The organism is Streptomyces sp. NPDC046977 (genome assembly GCF_040644455.1).
Taxonomy (GTDB): Bacteria; Actinomycetota; Actinomycetes; order Streptomycetales; family Streptomycetaceae; genus Actinacidiphila.
This window is the reverse complement of record NZ_JBEYWO010000019.1, coordinates 162204-178429: the sequence shown is the minus strand read 5'-3', so window position 1 is coordinate 178429 and position 16226 is coordinate 162204. Positions and strand designations below refer to the sequence as shown.

15 protein-coding genes and 1 pseudogene are annotated in these 16226 nt (G+C 73.0%); 9 read left to right on the top strand and 7 right to left on the bottom strand.

The window, feature by feature from the left end; genetic code table 11:
* Positions 1–18 precede the first annotated feature (18 nt).
* The gene (locus ABZ883_RS26765) at positions 19–957 is read right to left on the bottom strand and encodes a Ppx/GppA phosphatase family protein (protein ID WP_360910335.1); all 939 of its coding nucleotides are present in this window, start codon (positions 955–957) and stop codon (positions 19–21) included.
* A 101-nt stretch (positions 958–1058) separates the two neighbouring features.
* On the opposite strand from ABZ883_RS26765, the gene ABZ883_RS26760 reads away from it, so the two are divergent.
* Complete coding sequence (locus ABZ883_RS26760) at positions 1059–1916, top strand: hypothetical protein (protein WP_360910333.1); 858 nt, start codon at positions 1059–1061, stop codon at positions 1914–1916.
* Between the two features lie 212 nt (positions 1917–2128).
* Here the strand turns inward: ABZ883_RS26760 and ABZ883_RS26755 are convergent, their stop codons facing one another.
* Positions 2129–3826, bottom strand: coding sequence for a sigma-70 family RNA polymerase sigma factor (locus ABZ883_RS26755; RefSeq protein ID WP_360910331.1), 1698 nt, complete (start codon positions 3824–3826; stop codon positions 2129–2131).
* A 245-nt stretch (positions 3827–4071) separates the two neighbouring features.
* Between ABZ883_RS26755 and radA the strand changes: the two genes are divergently transcribed.
* Complete coding sequence (gene radA / locus ABZ883_RS26750; RefSeq protein WP_360910329.1) at positions 4072–5460, top strand: DNA repair protein RadA; 1389 nt, start codon at positions 4072–4074, stop codon at positions 5458–5460.
* 66 nt (positions 5461–5526) lie between these two features.
* Complete coding sequence (gene disA, locus ABZ883_RS26745) at positions 5527–6657, top strand: DNA integrity scanning diadenylate cyclase DisA (protein ID WP_360910326.1); 1131 nt, start codon at positions 5527–5529, stop codon at positions 6655–6657.
* Between the two features lie 72 nt (positions 6658–6729).
* On the opposite strand, the gene ABZ883_RS26740 is transcribed toward disA, so the two are convergent.
* Positions 6730–7533 carry a hypothetical protein gene (locus ABZ883_RS26740; protein ID WP_360910324.1) on the bottom strand — a complete coding sequence of 268 codons (804 nt, stop codon included), beginning with the start codon at positions 7531–7533 and terminating at the stop codon, positions 6730–6732.
* A gap of 195 nt (positions 7534–7728) precedes the next feature.
* On the opposite strand from ABZ883_RS26740, the gene ABZ883_RS26735 reads away from it, so the two are divergent.
* The 5 genes from ABZ883_RS26735 (at position 7729) to ABZ883_RS26715 (ending at position 12009) form a co-directional block, all read left to right on the top strand.
* Positions 7729–8607: an A/G-specific adenine glycosylase gene (locus tag ABZ883_RS26735; protein ID WP_360910322.1), complete on the top strand. Its 879-nt coding sequence runs from the start codon at positions 7729–7731 to the stop codon at positions 8605–8607.
* 157 nt (positions 8608–8764) lie between these two features.
* Positions 8765–9334, top strand: a complete 570-nt coding sequence (locus tag ABZ883_RS26730; RefSeq protein ID WP_360910320.1) for a SigE family RNA polymerase sigma factor — start codon at positions 8765–8767, stop codon at positions 9332–9334.
* A complete protein-coding gene (locus ABZ883_RS26725; RefSeq protein WP_360910318.1) occupies positions 9319–10074 on the top strand; it encodes a hypothetical protein in 756 nt (251 codons plus the stop codon). The genes ABZ883_RS26730 and ABZ883_RS26725 overlap by 16 nt, the downstream gene beginning before the upstream one ends.
* The gene (gene cseB, locus ABZ883_RS26720) at positions 10067–10750 is read left to right on the top strand and encodes a two-component system response regulator CseB (protein ID WP_360910316.1); all 684 of its coding nucleotides are present in this window, start codon (positions 10067–10069) and stop codon (positions 10748–10750) included. Before ABZ883_RS26725 ends, cseB begins: the two co-directional genes overlap by 8 nt.
* Before the next feature lie 5 nt (positions 10751–10755).
* Positions 10756–12009 (top strand): HAMP domain-containing sensor histidine kinase, encoded by a 1254-nt coding sequence (locus ABZ883_RS26715; RefSeq protein WP_360910314.1) that lies wholly within the window; start codon positions 10756–10758, stop codon positions 12007–12009.
* Positions 12010–12022: 13 nt separating this feature from the next.
* On the opposite strand, the gene ABZ883_RS26710 is transcribed toward ABZ883_RS26715, so the two are convergent.
* The 3 genes from ABZ883_RS26710 to ABZ883_RS26700 all read right to left on the bottom strand — a co-directional run bounded on the left by ABZ883_RS26710 (position 12023) and on the right by ABZ883_RS26700 (position 14618).
* The gene (locus ABZ883_RS26710; RefSeq protein ID WP_360910312.1) at positions 12023–12493 is read right to left on the bottom strand and encodes a VOC family protein; all 471 of its coding nucleotides are present in this window, start codon (positions 12491–12493) and stop codon (positions 12023–12025) included.
* 55 nt (positions 12494–12548) lie between these two features.
* Entirely contained in the window at positions 12549–12965 is a 417-nt protein-coding gene (locus tag ABZ883_RS26705) for a helix-turn-helix transcriptional regulator (RefSeq protein WP_360910310.1), read from the bottom strand.
* A gap of 90 nt (positions 12966–13055) precedes the next feature.
* Complete coding sequence (locus ABZ883_RS26700) at positions 13056–14618, bottom strand: MDR family MFS transporter (protein ID WP_360910308.1); 1563 nt, start codon at positions 14616–14618, stop codon at positions 13056–13058.
* Between the two features lie 124 nt (positions 14619–14742).
* Between ABZ883_RS26700 and ABZ883_RS26695 the strand changes: the two are divergent.
* Positions 14743–15309, top strand: a pseudogene (locus ABZ883_RS26695) (helix-turn-helix domain-containing protein); the annotation flags it as partial.
* 59 nt (positions 15310–15368) lie between these two features.
* Here ABZ883_RS26695 and ABZ883_RS26690 read toward each other — a convergent pair.
* Positions 15369–16043 carry a M23 family metallopeptidase gene (locus tag ABZ883_RS26690; protein WP_360910306.1) on the bottom strand — a complete coding sequence of 225 codons (675 nt, stop codon included), beginning with the start codon at positions 16041–16043 and terminating at the stop codon, positions 15369–15371.
* Positions 16044–16226 lie beyond the last annotated feature (183 nt).

The following is a 16226-nucleotide window of genomic DNA, read 5'->3' as shown; positions in this document are numbered from 1 at the left end:
CGGCGGGCCGCCGGAGCGTCAGACCCGTTCGCTGACCATCAGGTCCAGCCGCCGCAGGATGACGCCCTCGCGCAGCGCCCAGGGGCAGATCTCGAGTTCCGTCACGCCGTACAGGTCCATCGCCGCGTCCGCGACGAGGGCGCCGGCGAGCAACTGCCGGGCGCGGCCCTCCGAGACGCCGGGCAGCTCCTTGCGGGCGCCCTCGGTCATCGCCGCCAGCCGGGGCACCCAGTCGGCGAGCGACTTGCGGGTCAGCGTGCGCTGGATGTACAGCCCCTCGGCGGAACGGGCGGCGCCGGCGATGCGGGCGAGCTGCTTGAAGGTCTTGGAGGTGCCGACGACGTGGTCGGGCGCGCCGACGCGGCTGAACCCGGCGACGGTGCGGGCGATCTCGGCCCGTACGTGCTTGCGCAGCGAGCGGACGTCGTCACCGGCGGGCGGGTCGCCCGGCAGCCATCCGCTGGTGAGCCGCCCCGCGCCGAGCGGCAGGGAGACGGCGGCGACCGGCTCCTCGTCCATGCCGTACGCGACCTCCAGGGACCCGCCGCCGATGTCGAGCATCAGCAGCCGTCCCGCGGACCAGCCGAACCAGCGGCGGGCGGCCAGGAAGGTGAGCCGCGCCTCGTCCTCGCCGGAGAGCACGGTGAGATCGACACCGGTCTGCTCGGCCACCCGGGCCAGTACCTCGTCGCCGTTGGCCGCCTCGCGGACCGCGGACGTCGCGAACGGCAGGACCTCCTCGACGCCTTTGTCCTCGGCCACCATCAGCGCGTCGGCGACCTGCGAGACCAGCCGCCGCACGCCGTCCTCGCGAATGGCGCCCCGCTCGTCCAGCAGCTCCGCCAGCCGCAGCTCCGCCTTGTGCGAGTAGGCGGGCAGCGGACGCGCGCCAGGGTGCGCGTCCATGACCAGCAGGTGGACGGTATTGGAACCCACGTCGAGGACACCGAGTCTCATGCCCGGAAACCTACTGCTCCGGGTAGTTTCCCGGGACATGCGGGGTGCGCGCTGCCGCGCGGGTGACCACTGAAGATGCTCCACATGCTTACCCTGACATCGTGGCGAAGGCGAAAAAGGCGACGAAGCGGCAGGAACACCCGGTGACCGAGGACGAAGTCGGCCTCGATTTCCCGCGCGCATGGGTGGAGTTCCCCGATCCGGCCGACGACGAACAGATCTTCCGCTGCGACCTGACCTGGCTCACCTCGCGCTGGAACTGCATCTTCGGAAGCGGCTGCGAGGGCATCCAGGCGGGCCGGGCGAGTGACGGATGCTGCACCCTGGGCGCGCACTTCTCGGACGACGACGACGAGAAGCGGGTGGCCGGGCACGTGGACCGGCTCACCCCGGAGCTGTGGCAGTTCCACGACGTCGCGGCGCAGGAGGGCGCGAAGGGCGGCTGGGCCGAGGTCAACGAGGACGGCGACCGGCAGACCCGGCGCCACAAGGGCGCGTGCGTCTTCCTCAACCGCCCCGGCTTCGCGGCCGGCGCGGGCTGCGCGCTGCACCTGCTGGCGCTCCGGGAGGGCCGCGAGCCGCTGGAGACCAAGCCGGACGTCTGCTGGCAGCTGCCGATCCGCCGGACGTACGACTGGATCGACCGGCCGGACGACACGCGCGTGCTGCAGATCTCCATCGGCGAGTACGACCGGCGCGGCTGGGGCCCGGGCGGCCACGATCTGCACTGGTGGTGCACCGGCGCACGCTCGGCGCACGGCGCCGGCGACCCGGTCTACGTCTCGTACCGCGCGGAACTGACCGAACTCATGGGCGCGCGGGGCTACGCGGCGCTCGTCGAGCTCTGCGAGCAGCGCCTCGCCTCGCTCCTGCCGATGGCACCGCACCCGGCCGACCCGGCCCCGCTGCGGGACCGGAGCCAGGCGCGGGCGCAGGAGGCGCAGGAGGCGCAGGGCTAGGCCCATGTCGTCGACCGGGCTCCCCCGCTACCGCTGGGGGAGCCCGCGGCCTGTTTCGAAAGTCCCTCCCCCGGCCTTCGGCCTGGGGGAGTTGTCGAACGTCCGGGTAGCCCGACCACGCCGACCACGGGACGACTCTCCGCGCCGTGCGATGCACCGCACCCGGGGGTACCCCCAGCGGTAGCCGGGGGAGCTACTTTCGAAACGGGCCCCTAGGACGACGGGGATCCGGACGGCTCGCTGCTGGGCGAGCCGGACGGTGAGGGATCCGGCGTCGGCGACGTGGACGGCGGGGGCGAGGGGTCGGGGGAGGACGGCGGCTGCGACGGGGTCCCCGTCCCGTTGATGGTGACGACGCCGCCCGAGGGGTCGAAGACGATCCGCGCCGTCCACGCCCCCGCCGGCTCCCGGTCGCGGTCCACCGACACCGTGATCGTCGTGGTGTCCCCCGGCCGCAGCATGCCGTGGCGCCGGCTGAGCCGCAGCCAGGGCGCCGACCGCGCGGCAGACCAGCGCACCGCCCGGTCGCCCTCCGCCTTCAGCGTGATGACGGTCACGTCGCCCTCACTGCGGGCGGCGATGACGAGCCGCCCCTGACGGTGGCCGGGGCGGCCGCCGTGGCCGCCGCCCGGGTCGCCGCCCTTGCTGGGGGAGCTCGACGGCGATGCCGAATCGTCCCTGCCGGCGGGCGGCGCGGCCACGCCGTCCTCCGCCGCGGGGGCGGCCGAGGCGACCGACACCGACAGCCGTCCGTGGCCGCCGCGCTGGGAGCGCCCGCGCTCGGCGCTGCCCGCCACACCGGCCTTCTCGTACGGGAAGCCGTCCGGCCCCTCGCCCTCGGCGGCGGTGAAGGAACCTTCCCCCTTCTGCCCCGGGGCCAGCGGCGCCCCGTGGTACGCCGCCCACAGCGCCAGCACCGGCGCCGCCACCACGGCCGCCACCACCGTTGAGGTCACCGCGCGGTGCCGCATCCGGGCGCGGCGCGCGGTGCGTTCCTTCAGGTCCATGGGGAAGCCGTGCCGGTCGAAGCGCGGAGTGCCCTGGCGCGTGCGCCCGATGCCGCCGCGCATGGCGTGCAGCAGGGCGGCGTACGCGGCCGAGCGCGGTGCCTCGACGGTCGCCAGCACGGCGGTCGCGGCGGTCGTGGCCAGGCCCGGCCACGGGCCGGCGGCGACCGCGCGCTCCGCGGTGAGCCGGCAGTGCGAGCAGACGTCCACGTGGTGGACGAGCTCGCGGCGCAGGGCCGTGCCGAGCAGCACCCGGGCGTCCCCGGCGAGCCGGGCGACCGCGGGGCAGTTGCCCAGTTCGACGACGGCCAGGGCGGCCCGGGTCCGCTCCACCTCGCAGGCGGCCTGCGCCAGCAGCGCCCTGGTGGCGTCCGGCTCCAGGCCGACGACCAGCGCGACCTCGTGGGGGGCCAGCTGGTGGCGGACCGCCAGCTCCAGCACCTCGCGCTGCTCCGGCGTCGTGCCGGCCGCCTCGGGCCAGGCCAGTGCGGACAGCTCGCCGCGGCGCCGGGCGGCCACCTCCGCGGAGGCCTTCACCGACACCGGGCGGCCGTCCGCCAGCGTGCGCAGGCAGGCCCAGCGGGCCAGCGCGTACAGCCAGGGGCGGAGCAACTCGGGGTCGCGCAGCCGGGCGCGCTGCCGCTCGGCGACCGCCAGGACGTCGCCGAGGGCCACGGCCGCGGCGTCGTGCTCGCACAGCACCGACAGGCAGTAGGTGAACAGCCCGTCCAGGTACGGCTCGTAGTGGGCGGGCGGCTGCGAGGGCAGCGTGCCGTGCGGCCGCCGCCGTCCCGCCGCCGGGCCGGCCCCGCCGCCCGCCGCGGCGCGGCCGCGCTGGACCGGCGCGCGGTGTCGGCGGTGCGCGCCGGTTGTCTGCGAGGGTGTCTCAGGCCTGCTGCTCATCACTCCGTGACGGTAGGCCCACGATCCGTACACCCTCAGGCGTCACGGCGGGCTTTAACCCAATTGGGTGGTGATCCCCCCCGAAAGAGCACACCCCGATCACCCCCGGGGGCGACCTCTCGTCCGTGTGCGCGAGCGCTTTCGGGCGGTGCCGGGGCCGCCGGACGCGCGGTCGGGGCGGTCGGGGCGGTCGGGGGCCATCGGCACCGCCGGCTCTGTCAGTGGCAACCGGTACCGTGCACCGCATGGCTGCACGGACTCGCCCCGCCTCGAAGGACCGACCGTCCTACCGCTGCACGGAATGCGGCTGGACCACCGTCAAGTGGCTCGGCCGCTGCGGCGAGTGCCAGGCGTGGGGCACGATCGAGGAGTACGGCGGCGCCTCGCCGGTACGCACCACCGCGGCGGGCCGCGTCACGACGCCGGCGAAGCCGATCGCGCAGGTGGACGGCCGCCAGGCGACCGCGCGCGGCACGGGTGTGCCGGAACTGGACCGGGTGCTCGGCGGCGGGCTGGTCCCCGGCGCGGTGGTGCTGCTCGCGGGCGAGCCGGGCGTCGGCAAGTCGACACTGCTGCTGGACGTCGCCGCGAAGGCGGCCGGGCCCCAGGCGCGCACGCTCTACGTGACCGGTGAGGAGTCCGCGTCGCAGGTGCGGCTGCGGGCCGACCGCATCGGCGCCCTGTCCGACCACCTCTACCTCGCCGCCGAGACCGACCTCTCGGCGGTGCTGGGGCACCTGGACGACGTCAAGCCCTCGCTGCTCGTCCTGGACTCGGTGCAGACCGTCGCCTCACCCGAGATCGACGGCGCGCCCGGCGGCATGGCCCAGGTCCGCGAGGTCGCCGGCGCGCTGATCCGGGCCTCGAAGGAACGCGGCATGTCGACGCTGCTCGTCGGCCATGTCACCAAGGACGGCGCGATCGCCGGGCCCCGCCTGCTGGAGCACCTGGTGGACGTGGTGCTGTCCTTCGAGGGCGACCGGCACGCCCGCCTGCGGCTGATCCGCGGCATCAAGAACCGCTACGGTGCCACCGACGAGGTCGGCTGCTTCGAACTGCACGACGAGGGCATCACCGGCCTGGCCGATCCCTCGGGCCTGTTCCTGACCCGGCGCGACGAGCCGGTGCCCGGCACTTGCCTGACGGTGACGCTGGAGGGCAAGCGCCCGCTGGTCGCCGAGGTGCAGGCGCTGACCGTGGACACCCAGATCCCCTCGCCGCGCCGTACGACCTCCGGCCTGGAGAACTCGCGCGTGTCGATGATGCTGGCGGTGCTGGAGCAGCGCGGCCGCATCCGGTCGATCGGCAAGCAGGACATCTACACCGCCACCGTCGGCGGGGTGAAGCTCGGCGAGCCCGCCGCGGACCTCGCCGTGGCCCTGGCGCTGGCGAGCGCCGCGATCGACACCCCGCTGCCGAAGAACCTGGTCGCCGTGGGCGAGGTGGGCCTCGCGGGCGAGGTCAGACGGGTCACCGGCGTGCAGCGGCGGCTCGCCGAGGCGGCCCGGCTGGGCTTCACCCACGCCCTCGTTCCGCCGGACCCGGGCAAAATCCCGGCGGGGATGAAGGTGACGGAAGTGACGGACATAGGGGACGCCCTGCGCGTCCTGCCCAAGAGGGCCCCCCGTCCGTGAGCCTTCCGACGGTAAACTTTGCCCTGGTCTCGCCCATCCGGGCATCCGTACGACCGGAGGAGAGCAGTGGCAGCCAATGACCGGGCGGCAGCTCCCGGGAAAGCCTGGGGTCGCGAGGGCTCCGGTACTGACAGCCTGATGCGCGCCTCCCTGAGCGCCGTGGCTCCCGGCACCAGCCTGCGCGACGGCCTGGAACGGGTCCTGCGCGGCAACACCGGCGGCCTGATCGTCCTGGGCATGGACAAGCTCACCGAGTCGCTGTGCACCGGCGGTTTCGTCCTGGACGTCGAGTTCTCCGCGACGCGTCTGCGCGAGCTGTGCAAGCTCGACGGCGCCCTGATCCTCGACAAGGACATCACCAAGATCGTGCGGGCCGGCGTCCAGCTCGTCCCGGACGCCGCGATCCCCACCGAGGAGACCGGCACCCGCCACCGCACCGCGCAGCGGGTCTCCATCCAGACCGGCTTCCCGGTCGTCTCCGTCAGCCAGTCGATGCGCCTGATCGCGCTGTACGTCGACGGTCAGCGCCGCGTCCTGGAGGACTCCGCGGCGATCCTCTCGCGCGCCAACCAGGCGCTGGCCACCCTGGAGCGCTACAAGCTGCGGCTGGACGAGGTCGCGGGCACGCTGTCCGCCCTGGAGATCGAGGACCTGGTCACGGTCCGCGACGTCACCGCGGTCGCGCAGCGCCTGGAGATGGTGCGCCGGATCGCCACCGAGATCGCGGAGTACGTGGTCGAGCTGGGCACCGACGGCCGGCTGCTCTCGCTCCAGCTGGACGAGCTGATCGCGGGCGTCGAGCCCGAGCGGGAGCTCGTCGTGCGCGACTACGTGCCCGAGCCGACCGCCAAGCGCAGCCGCACGGTCACCGAGGCCCTCTCCGAGCTGGACTCGCTTCCCCAGGGCGAACTGCTCGAACTGCCCACCGTGGCCCGGGCGCTGGGCTACGCCGGCTCTCCCGAGGCGCTGGACTCCGCCGTCTCGCCGCGCGGCTACCGGCTGCTGGCCAAGGTGCCCCGGCTGCCGAACACGATCGTGGAACGCCTGGTGGAGCACTTCGGCGGGCTGCAGAAGCTGCTCGCGGCCAGCGTGGACGATCTGCAGACCGTCGACGGCGTCGGCGAGGCCCGCGCCCGTTCGGTCCGCGAGGGCCTGTCGCGCCTGGCGGAGTCCTCGATCCTGGAGCGCTACGTCTGAGTCCGGCGACCGGGCCGGCGCCCGCCGCCCGGGGTGTCCCGGGGCGCCGCGCCGGCCTGGTGTCCGTACCGGTCAGGCGTCCTTGAGGACGAAGGACGTCTGCTTGGCCTGGAAGCCGGGCAGCTTCGCCTCGACCAGGTAGGTGCCCAGCGGTGCGGTCCTGACCTTGGGGGTCGCGCACTGCGGCGAGCTGGTCGTCCGGTCCCAGCGCAGCTCGTAGGTGGTCGAGCTGTGCGCCGGCACCTGCAGCAGGTAGCCGGATCGGTTCCGCGGGCAGTCGTCGCTGGCCCAGCGGTGGTTGTCGTCCGTGTCGGAGACGGTGAAGACGGCGGCGGCCGGCCCGAAGTCCAGCTTGCAGCTGACGTCGGAGGAGTTGGTGGCGGTCAGCACGAACGTGGGCTTCTCGCCCGGCTCGTAGGAGTTGCGCGCGCTGCGCAGGCCGAGCGTGACGGACGAGGCGGCGCAGTTCGGCAGGCTGGAGCCGGCGGGCAGCTGCACGCCGCCGCCGCTGCCGCTGCCGCCGCTGCCGGAGACCCCGCCGGAGGAGGGGTCCGTGCCGCCGGCGGCCGAACCGCCGTCGGCGCCGGAGCCGCCGGCGGCGTCGCCACTGGTGTCGCCGGTGTCGCCGCCGGACGAACTGCCGTCCGTGGCACCGGAGTCACCGGCGCCGTCGCTGGAACCGCCGCCCGAGGAGGAGCCGCCGATCGAGCCGCCGGGGCGGGAGCTGTTGAGCGGCCCGCTGGCGGAAGGACCGGGCGTGATGGACGGCACGGGGGTGTGTCCGCCGGGACCGCCCGCCCTGCTTCCGCCGCCTCCGTCACGGAAGTTGACGGCCCACACCACCAACGCGGTGATCACCAGGAGGAGGAGCGCCACAACCGCCCGTCGTCGCCAGTAGATGGACGACGGGAGAGGTCCCACGGGATTGCGCACAGAGCCCACGCGCAAACCTTATGCGCTTTCCCTTGAATCGGACCAAGGCACGCGCGGCACGCAGGCAACTTGTGTGATTGATCAGCAGATCTCCCCTGCCTGCCGGGCGGGTTCCGGGGCCGTAGGATCGATGACGCTATGAGCGAGCACCGTGATCTCCACTCCCCCGTGATCGACTGGTTCGACGAGAACGCCCGGGACCTGCCGTGGCGCCGCCCCGAGGCAGGCGCCTGGGGCGTCATGGTGAGCGAGTTCATGCTGCAGCAGACACCGGTGGCGCGGGTGCTGCCGGTGTACGAGCAGTGGCTGGAGCGCTGGCCGGACCCGGCCGCGCTCGCCGCCGAACCCTCCGGCGAGGCGGTCCGTGCCTGGGGCCGGCTGGGCTATCCGCGCCGGGCGCTGCGGCTGCATGCCGCCGCCACCGCGATCGCCCACCTCCACGACGGCGAAGTTCCCACCGACCACGGCGAGTTGCTGGCCCTCCCGGGCATCGGCGAGTACACGGCCGCAGCCGTCGCCTCGTTCGCGTACGGGCAGCGGCACGCGGTGCTGGACACCAATGTGCGGCGGGTGTTCGCGCGCGCGGTGACCGGCGTGGAGTACCCGCCGAACGCCACGACCGCCGCCGAGCGCAAGGTCGCTCAGCGCCTGCTGCCCGCCGACGAGGCCACCGCCGCCCGCTGGGCCGCCGCCACGATGGAGCTGGGCGCGCTCGTCTGCACCGCGCGCGGCCCGGAGTGCGTGCGCTGCCCGATCGCCGCGCAGTGCGCCTGGCGGCTGGCCGGGTCCCCGGCGCACGAGGGCCCGCCGCGCCGCGGCCAGACGTACGCGGGAACCGACCGCCAGGTGCGCGGCAAGCTGCTGGCGGTGCTGCGCGACGCGACCGCCCCGGTGCCGCAGGCGGCCCTGGACGCGGTCTGGCACGAGCCGGTGCAGCGCGCCAGGGCCCTGGACGGGCTGGTCGCCGACGGCCTGGTGGAGCCCCTGGCGGGCGGGGTGTACCGGCTGCCGGGCTGAGCAGGCGCCCCCGTGCCCGCCCCGGGGCGGAAAACCCGCCCGTTACACAACCGATGGGTTCCTGTGCGGCCGCTGTGCGGCTGCGGTGGCGAAAGCCGTACATGCCCTCCGTAGCGTCGGCCGCGTCGTGATGGAACGCGCGGAGCGGAGGAACGCCATGGGGGCGAACGCCGAGGGGCCGGCCCAGGTGATGGACTTCGAGGAGTACGTACGGAGCCGTCAGGACGCCCTGCTGCGCAGCGCCCGCCGCCTCGTCCCCGACCCGATCGAGGCGCAGGACCTCGTCCAGACCGCGCTCGCCCGCACCTACCCGCGGTGGGACGACATCGCCGACAAGAACCTCGCCGACGCCTACATGCGCCGGGTGATGATCAACACCCGTACCGAGTGGTGGCGGGCCCGGCGCCTGGAGGAGGTGCCGACCCCCGAGCTGCCCGAGAGCGCCGTCGACGACGGCGCCGAGCAGCGCGCGGACCGCGCCATGCTGCTGGAGGCGCTGCAGCACCTGGCGCCCAAGCAGCGCCAGGTGGTGCTGCTGCGCCACTACCGGCAGCTGAGCACGGAGGAGACCGCTCACGTTCTGGGCATGTCGGTGGGTACCGTGAAAAGCACACTGCACCGGGCGCTGGCGCGACTGCGCGCCGACCTCGAACGGCAGAGCAATGGGTACGGAAGGTCCGAAGGGCCCGGAGTCGTCAGGACGGAGGGTGTGTGCGCCGCAGCATAGTCCCGGTCGGCGCCGCCGTCGCCGCGGTCGCGGTGTGCGGGTCGGCGCTGGTCGCGGTGACCGGCTGCCGTGACGCCGGCGGGGTCCGCGAGGAGGGCACGGCACTCTCCTCGGCGCTCCCGGAGCCGGGCCCACTGTCCACCGGCGGCACACCGGTCGCGCCGGCGCGCCGGTCCTCCGACGGCGTCTCCCCGGGCCCTGCGCGCACGCCCCTCGCGAACGCGGTGCGCCTGGTGCAGTCCGACCCCAAGGTCGCCGAGGACATCCGGGCCCGGCTGGTGGCGTGCGTGGCCGCCTCCTCGGTCCCCGGCTCGACCCCGCTCCCCGCCACCCGCGACGGCGCCGCCGCCGGCAGCGCGCCCGCGGTGACGCCCTCCCCGGGTCCCGAGTCGCTGTACCCCGTCGACGACCGCTACGGCGACCTGACGGGCAGGGGCGCGGCCGATCTCGTCGTCACGGTCTCGACGTGCGGCGACGGGGTGGGCATCGGCGCGTACGTCTACCGCCGCGAGCACGGCCGGTACGTCAACGTCTTCGCCGACGAGCAGCCCCCCGTCTACGCCGAGATCAGCGACGGCGCCCTCAAGGTCACCCACCAGGTCTACGAACCGCAGGACGCGGTGTCGAACCCCTCCGGCGAGGACATCACCACCTACCGGTGGAACGGGAGGCGCTTCGACGAGACCTCCTTCAGCCACCGCGACTACGACAGCGGCACCGAGGACACCTCCCATGGCTGACACGCACGTCCTGTTCGTCGAGGACGACGACGTCATCCGCGAGGCCACGACCCTGGCACTGGAGCGCGACGGCTTCGAGGTCACCGCGGTGCCCGACGGGCTGTCCGGGCTGGACGCGTTCCGTGCCCGCCGGCCCGACCTGGCCCTGCTGGACGTGATGGTGCCGGGGCTGGACGGGGTGAGCCTGTGCCGGCGCATCCGGGACGAGTCCACCGTGCCGGTGATCATGCTGTTGGCGCGGGCCGACGCGATCGACGTGGTGCTCGGCCTGGAGGCGGGCGCGGACGACTACGTGACCAAGCCCTTCGACGGGGCCGTGCTCACCGCCCGGATGCGGGCCGTGCTGCGCCGCTTCCGGCTGGCCGCGGCCGGCGACGAGCCGGCCGGGACCGGGGTGCTGGCCTTCGGCGACCTGGAGGTGGACCCGGAGGGCATGGAGGTGCGGCGCGGCGGCGAGCGGCTGGCGCTGACCCCGACGGAGATGCGGCTGCTGCTGGAGTTCTCGGCGGCGCCCGGCACGGTGCTGTCCCGGGACAGGCTGCTGGAGCGGGTCTGGGACTACGCGTGGGGCGGCGACACGCGCGTGGTGGACGTCCATGTGCAGCGGCTGCGGGCCAAGGTCGGCCAGGACCGGATCGAGACCGTGCGCGGCTTCGGCTACAAGCTGCGGGGCTGAGCCCGGTGACCGCACGCCGGGCCGGCAGGCTCCGCCCGCTGCCGAAGATCGGTCTGCGCTGGAAGGTGTGCGCGGCGATCGCGGTGGTCTCCGCCCTGATCGCGCTCGTCCTGAGCCTGGTGGTGCACAACGCGGCCCGCGCCAGCATGATCGACAATTCCCGCGACGTGCAGAACGAGCGGGTGCAGTTCGCGCAGCGGATCTACGACTCCACGGGCCGGCTCACCATCGACGCCCAGCTGAACGACCCGGCGCTGCCCGCCCCGCTGACCCGGCTGGCGCGCGAGGGCAAGCGGGCCACCTTTGTCGCCGACACCGGCGGGGCGCCGGTGGTGTGGGCGGAGACCCCGCTCGCGGACGGCAAGATCCTGTCGCTGAAGACCACCTTCACCGACCGCTTCTCGGTCCTGGAGGATCTGGACCAGGCGCTGGTCATCGGCTCCACCGCGGTCGTCGTCGGCGGCACCGCGCTGGGTGTCCTCATCGGCGGCCAGCTCTCCCGCCGGCTGCGGAAGGCCGCCGTGGCGGCCGGCCGGGTGGCCGACGGGGAGACCCGGGTCCGGGTGCGGGAGGCCATCGGCGGCCGGGTCCGCGACGAGACGGACGAACTCGCCCGCGCGGTGGACGCCATGGCGGACGCCCTGGCCGGACGTCTGGAGGCCGAGCGCCGGGTCACCGCCGACATCGCCCACGAACTGCGCACCCCCGTGACAGGTCTGGTCACCGCCGCCGAGCTGCTGCCCCCGGGCCGCCCCGCGGAACTGGTCCGGGACCGGGCGCAGGCGCTGCGCACCCTCGTCGAGGACGTCCTGGAGGTCGCCCGGCTCGACGGCGCCGCCGAGCAGGCCGATCTCCAGGACGTCGCCCTCGGTGATTTCGTGCGCCGCCGGGTCGCCGCCGTCGCCCCCTCGGCCACCGTGGACGTGCGCGACGACGCGGTCGTGCGCACCGATCCCCGGCGCCTGGAGCGTGTGTTGGCCAACCTGCTCGGCAACGCCGTACGGCACGGCCGGCCGCCCGTCGAGGTCACCGTGGACGGCCCCTACCTGGAGGTCCGCGACCACGGCCCGGGCTTCCCCGAGGACCTGCTCCGCGACGGCCCCAGCCGCTTCCGCACCGGCAGCAGCGACCGCGGCGGCGGCCACGGCCTCGGTCTGACGATCGCCGCCGGGCAGACCCGCGTCCTCGGCGCCCGCCTCACCTTCCGCAACGCCCTGGGCGGCGGCGCCGTCGCCCGGCTGCTGCTCCCCCGGGACTAGGCCGCGGCCGTGCTCAGCCCTCGATCCGCTCCTGCGTGCCCTCGCCCCACTCCTTGCTGAGGTCCAGCCCGTCGCGCCGCTGGGTGAGGCTGAACCAGTTGCCGGAGTCGTCGCGCATGATCGCCTCCGTGCCGTAGGGGCGCTCCTGGGGTTCCTGGAGGAAGGTGACGCCCTTGCCCTTGAGGTCGCGGTAGGTGGCGTGGATGTCGTCGGTACGGAGCACGCCCGCGCCGAGGACGCCCTTGGCCACCAGCGAGCTGAGCTGCTCGGCGGACTCGGGGTCGAGCGCGGGCGGGCCGGGCACCATGAGGGTGATCTCGACGTCGGGCTGCTCCTTGGGGCCCACGGTCAGCCAGCGCATCGCCCCCATGGTCATGTCCGTGCGCACCTCGAAGCCGAGCTTGTCGCAGTAGAACTCCTTGGCGCGCTCCTGGTCCTGCACCCAGACGGTGACGATGGAAATACCGGTGATCCCAGTGGTCATGACCTGCTCCTGAGGGGGTCGCGTGCTTGCCCCTCCACGCTAGGCGGGGGCCGCCTCACGGCGCTTCTCCGGAATTGCGGAATCCGCCGGCCCAGAACAGCGCGTAGCACCCGGGTATCAGGGCCGCGCCGCGGCCGAGGTGCCGGCGGCGGTACTCGGTCGGGGTGAGCCCGGTCTGCTGCTTGAAGCGGCTGGAGAAGGTGCCGAGGCCGGAGAAGCCCACGAGCGTGCAGATCTCGGTGACGGCCAGGTCCGCCGTGCGCAGCATCTCCTGCGCGCGCTCGATGCGGCGCCGGCTCAGGTACTGCCCGGGGGTCTCCCCGTACACCGCTTTGAAGGAGCGCACGAAGTGGTAGCGGGAGTAACCGGCGTGCGCGGCCACCGCGTCCAGGTCCAGCGGCTGGGCCCAGTCGCGGTCCATCGCGTCCTTGGCCAGCCGCAGCTGCCGCAGGAGCCGGAGGTTCACCGCCATACGACGATGCTCGCACGGGGGTCGGACACGACCCCCGTGCGAGCACGGGTCACTGCGGGTGCCGGGCGAAGCGGCGGGCGGGGGCGGGGCTCAGAAGGCCTCGACCGCCGCCATGACCTCCTGCTCGCCGTCCTTGTCCTCGGGGGCCTTCGCGGCCGGGCCGCCGCGCAGCGGGATCTCCTTGACGAAGAACGCGAGGACGAAGCCGACGACGCTGAGCGCCGCGCCCCACAGGAAGACGGAGTGGGTGCCGCTCGCGACCGCGTGGAGGTACGCGTCCCGTACCGCCTCGGGCAGCTTGGCCAGGCTCTTCGGGTCCATCTGGCCGGACCCGCCGCCGACCGCCGCCCCGGCGTTGCCCAACCGGGCGGTCATGCTGTCCTGCAGCTTGTCCACGAAGATCGAGCCGAAGAGCGCGACACCGAAGGAACCGCCGATGGTGCGGAACAGGGTGGAGGACGAGGAGCCGACGCCGATGTCCTTCATCTCGACGCTGTTCTGCGCGATCAGCATGGTGATCTGCATGAGGAAGCCCATGCCGGCGCCGAGCACGGCCATCCACACACCGGAGACGAAGCGGGAGGTGCCGGTGTCCATGGTCGACAGGAGCAGGAGCCCGGCGGTGATCAGGGCGCCGCCGATGATCGGGAAGATCTTGTACTTGCCGGTCTGCGTGGTGACCCGGCCCGCGATGAGCGAGACCACCATCATCGACAGCAGCATCGGCAGGAGCAGCAGGCCGGAGTTGGTCGCCGAGGCGCCCTGGACGGTCTGCTGGTACAGCGGCAGGAAGGTGAGCGCGCCGAACATCACGAAGCCGACCAGGAAGCCGATCACCGAGATCAGCGAGAAGTTGCGGCTGTGGAAGATGTGCAGCGGCATCACGGGCTCCGCCGCGCGGGTCTCGGCGAACAGGAAGGCGGCGAGCGCGACCACGCCGAGCGCGAGCAGTCCGAAGATCTGGACGGACGCCCAGGGGTACTCCTTGCCGCCCCAGGTGGTCAGCAGGACCAGCGAGGTGATGCTGATGGTGAGCAGGATCGCGCCGAGGTAGTCGATCCGGGCCTGGACCCGCTTCTTCGGCAGGTGCAGCACCGCGGAGATCACGAAGAGCGCGACCACACCGAGCGGCAGGTTGATGTAGAAGCTCCAGCGCCAGCCCCAGTTGTCGGTGATGCTGCCGCCGACCAGCGGGCCGCCGATCATGGCGACCGCCATGACGCCGGCCATCATGCCCTGGTACTTGCCGCGCTCGCGGGGCGGGATCAAGTCACCGATGATCGCCATGACGCCGACGATCAGGCCGCCGGCGCCCAGGCCCTGGATGGCGCGGAAGGCGATCAGCTGGCCCATGTCCTGCGCCATGCCGGAGAGCGCCGAGCCGATCAGGAAGAGCACGATCGACGCCATGAAGATGCCCTTGCGGCCGTACATGTCGCCGAGCTTGCCCCAGATGGGCGTCGACGCGGCCGTCGCGAGGGTGTAAGCGGTGACCACCCACGACAGGTGCTCCAGGCCGCCCAGTTCGCCGACGATGGTGGGCATCGCCGTGCCGACGATCATGTTGTCGAGCATCGCGAGCAGCATCGCGATCATCAGCCCGAACAACACCACGCGCACACTGCGCTGCGGTGCCTCGGCGGTGTCCGCCATTACAAGCTCCCCTACTTGTCACGCATTTGCCGTGAGTTGCTTACCTGCCGCCCGGCTAGTTGCCCCGGGCATCCTGAATGTAAGCCGCTTACTAGCCGGGCGTCAAGTAAGTTAAAGTTCGCCCATGGCCACGCCGCACACGCGCAGAGGTGATACGCGCCGTCGCATCCAGGACGTCGCGCTCGAGCTGTTCGCCCAGCAGGGGTACGAGAAGACGTCGCTGCGCGAGATCGCCGAGCACCTCGACGTCACCAAGGCGGCGCTGTACTACCACTTCAAGACCAAGGAAGACATCCTCATCAGCATCGTGGAGGACCTGACCTCCCCGGTCGACGAGCTGATCGAGTGGGCGGCCGGACAGCCCCGCACCCTGGAGACCAAGCAGGAGGTGCTGCGGCGCTACAGCGAGGCGCTGTGGGTCTCGGGGCCGCTCTTCCGCTTCATCCAGGAGAACCAGGCCACGGTCCGCGACCTCAGCATCGGCGAGGCCTTCAAGTCCAAGCTGTTCGCCGTGCACGCGCTGCTGCGCGACCCCGAGGCGCCGCTGACCGACCAGGTGCGCTCGATCACCGCCGTCTTCGCCATGCACGCGGGCATGTTCACGATGCAGAACATCGAGGGCGACCCCGAGGAGAAGCGCGCAGCCGTCCTCGAGGTCGCCCAGGGGCTCATCGCCGAGACCTACCGGGGTGACCGGGGGCAGGGCGGAGCGGGTGAAGCGGGTGATCCGGAAGAGGGATCACCGGAGGGTCAGACCGAGACGCCCTCGGCCCGCAGGAACGGCAGCGGGCTCACCGACGAGCCGTAGTACGGGGTCGTACGGATCTCGAAGTGCAGGTGCGGGCCGGTGCTGTTGCCGGTGTTGCCGGACAGGGCGATCTGCTCGCCGGTGTTCACATGCTCGCCGACGCGCACCTGGATCTTCGACAGGTGGCCGTACTGCGAGTACGTGTTGTCGGCGTGGCGGATGACGATGTTGTTGCCGTAGGCGCCGCCCCAGCCCGCCGTCACGACGGTGCCGCTGTGCACGGCGTGGACGTCGGTGCCGATGGCGACCGCGAAGTCCTGGCCGGAGTGCTTGTGCGCCCAGTGGGCGCCGTCCTTCATGTAGCCGGCCGAGAGCTGGTAGTGCTTGACCGGGGTCATCCAGGCGGCGGAGAGCGTGTGCTCCTGGTGCGCGGCGTGCTGCACGGTGCGCTGGTGTTCGGCCTTGTTCGCCGCGGCGGCGCGCTGCTGGCCGTCGGCCTGGGCGCGGGTGGCCTCCGCCAGCTTGCCGGCCGCACCCGTCCCCAGCAGCCCCGCGTCCTGGGTCCCGGCTGCCATGGCCGTGCCCGCTGCGCCGAGCGCCAGCGACGCCACGACGCCGGCGGTCACGACGGCGCCGCGGCCGCGGATGACGGAGTTGGAGAAGTTGGGCTTGAGCATGCAATTACCTCGCGGAAATAGCCGGAAAAGTCCTCGCGGTTGTCGGCCGCGAGTCACAGGTAACCCGGTATTCCTGGCGGGGACAAACCCCCGCATGCACTATTCCGCATAGTAGGCAATTCCCCGGATGCGGCGCGGACCCCTGTCCCACCGGGCCGTACTCCTCTAATGACCTTCGTACGT